Origin of the sequence: Snodgrassella communis (genome assembly GCF_914768045.1) — a bacterium.
Lineage (GTDB): Bacteria > Pseudomonadota > Gammaproteobacteria > Burkholderiales > Neisseriaceae > Snodgrassella > Snodgrassella communis.
The window spans coordinates 1-2,509 of sequence record NZ_CAJZCD010000022.1 but is presented as its reverse complement, the minus strand read 5'-3'; the positions used below and the strand labels follow the sequence as shown (position 1 = coordinate 2,509).

The window sequence follows — 2,509 nt, the reverse complement described above, 5'->3', positions numbered from 1 at the left end:
AAAACGAAACTGATGCAAATAATCCGCCTTGAAATCCTTGGCACTTTCCAGCATATCCCAGCCATCATTGCGCGGATCGTAATTCTTATTAATCATACCGTTCATAAAATCATCGCGCTTCTCCGGCGGAATATCCCCCAGCCCGGCCTGCTGCCACAGCTCATCTTCTTTTTTACTGTCTGGTGCCGGTGCCGGCGGCAGCCCCCCGCCAGCACCCGCTTTCGCCTTTTCATTGGCGCGATTGCGCCCCTGCCGGATGATTTGCTCGCGTGCACTTACCTGCGCCGGATCTTCTTTCTCCCCGGCCGTACCCTTACCCGGAGCCATTTGCAGCCCCAGAAAATCCGCATAGCCATTCACCCCATCCTTAACCCAGCGCAGAATCCGCCAGGCGGTAATATGGTGTACCTGCTGGCGCAGATTCTGATTCAGATTATCGGTAATCGACACATCGCGCCAGGCATTGAAACGCGTTACCATTTCCGGCTGCGTATCAAATTCATCCACAGTTGCCTTATTCATAATTTCATAATTTTTTAATTTAAAGCGCGGCGTTTTTTTCATCTGCGCCGCCAGTTGCGGATGATCAGCCCAGATAAGCATCGGCATACCATGCTGCCAGCAGCGCGCATACATATCATGCAAGGCAATCTGCGCCACCACATGCCCCATGCCAAAATTACTTTTAAATTGTTCGCCCGGCGGATAGCCGCCGCCAATATCTGCATGAACCCCGGGATAGGTGTATTCGCGGAATTCACCACCGCCACCATGCGGGTAGCCGCCATCAATACAGATGCTTTCCACCGAAAAGCTTTTACGCTGCTCATGCCCGGCCACAAAGTGATAGCAGTTTTTAACAAAGCGTGCCGCCGCCGCGCGCTCCAGCGACATGGTGCCATGTGCCCAGCTGAAATGGCCGCTGATCATCGATACCAGCGGCGACATGCCCACATTGGCCACGGTATCAAACAGGCCAGCCATTTCAATACTGATGGGGATGCCACGCAGCTTCAGATAAATAAATGCCGGCTTACCCGCATTATTCTGCTGAGCAGTGCCCGTGCTGCCCGGCTGCTGCCCGCCCTGCTGTGTTTGCCCTGTTTGCTGATTGCCACCCTGCTGTGTTTGCCCTGTTTGCTGATTGCCACCCTGCTGTGTTTGTCCTGTTTGCTGATTGCCACCCTGCGACGGGTTAGTTTTGTTCTGTGGTGGTTTGGTCGGGCCGCCATTTGCTGCTTCTTCCTGCTCTTTTGCCACCTTAATCGCTTCTTTTTCTTTATCCGGATATTTGCGATAGTACTGGCGCAGTTTGGCACGCTGCTCCTGCCGCTGTTTGAGCAGTTTTTCCAGTTGCTCCTTGGCTTCGGCATTTTCCGGCCGGTCAAGCAGATAATCCAGCAGCCAGTTGATAAATGTACGCCCTTCAGCCGCGCCGCGGGAAAAGCCGATTACATACAGCTTAATTGCCTGCGGCAGTGGTTTATTCCCCGGTGCCGGCACCAGTGCCTCTATAAACTGATCCAACTGGCTTTTCCGGCCGATGCGCGAATCCATGCTTTTAATCATTTTCTGCGCTTCGGTCAGCTTCAGCGGCTTGTCGTTGTAGATTTTACATTGCCCCAATGCGTCACACAGCCGCGTCAGCGCCCAGTTAATCCGCGCTTGGCCATAGCGGGCAAATGCTTCGCCGGCAAAGCCCGGATCCAGATCGCCAATTTCTTCAAAACGCGTGCCCACCCCCTGAATATAATACCTGAACCAGCCGTTTTCGATCATATCCGGGTCAAGATTATTCTCACCGGCTCCTCCTCCTGCCCCCAGACAGGCATGATACAGGCGCGCCACATTACTGGTGCGCGGATAGGTATAGTTGTCAATCAGCTTTGCCTGTGGCGCTGCTTTAGTCTGTGCTTTCAGTTCCTCTTCACTCGGCGGCTTAGCGCCGGTGACCACTTTATCGGCTTTTTCGTGATTATTGGTGCCATCAAAGAAAAAGCTGATTTTAAGGATTTTCTGGCATGGCTTAGGCGCATTGCGTGCTTTGTAAAAGCAGTCACCACGATTTTTCTGGATTTCTTCAATTGAGGCGGGCAGACGGCCGCCGGGCTCAGTGGGGAATATTTTCGGCTTATGTGTTACCGGCCATTTGAATTCAATACTTTTACCAGGCAATAATTCTCCAAGCGTATCCCCAAGCGTTTCTTTAATTTCCTTGCCGGCATGTTCCAGCTCTTTACCTATTTTCTTGATGCTGTCGCCGATTTTTTTGATTTGTTTACCCGCCATTTTTCACTCCTTAACGACTTATTTCTGGCTGCTCACTGGCAGCTTGCCTTCTGCTTCCAAGCGCTGGATATAACGCGGCAAAATAACCTGCGGAATCTTGGCGCGCTCAGCCTTGATCGCATCCAGCTTGGCCTTGTTTTTGCGGTAATCCGCCATGGATTTAATGCTCGGCCGTGGTGTGCACAGTTTCTGGCTTTCGGCAAACTGCTTCCAGTACTCG

Annotated in this window: 2 protein-coding genes; both read right to left on the bottom strand. The window is 52.3% G+C overall.

Annotated features, from left to right (window positions below; genetic code table 11):
* A partial coding sequence (locus MJ761_RS10800; protein WP_239450469.1) for a T6SS phospholipase effector Tle1-like catalytic domain-containing protein occupies positions 1–2,289 on the bottom strand: 2,289 nt, incomplete at its 3' end.
* 18 nt (positions 2,290–2,307) lie between these two features.
* Positions 2,308–2,509 (bottom strand): hypothetical protein (locus MJ761_RS10795; protein ID WP_239450468.1); only part of this gene is annotated, 202 nt, incomplete at its 5' end.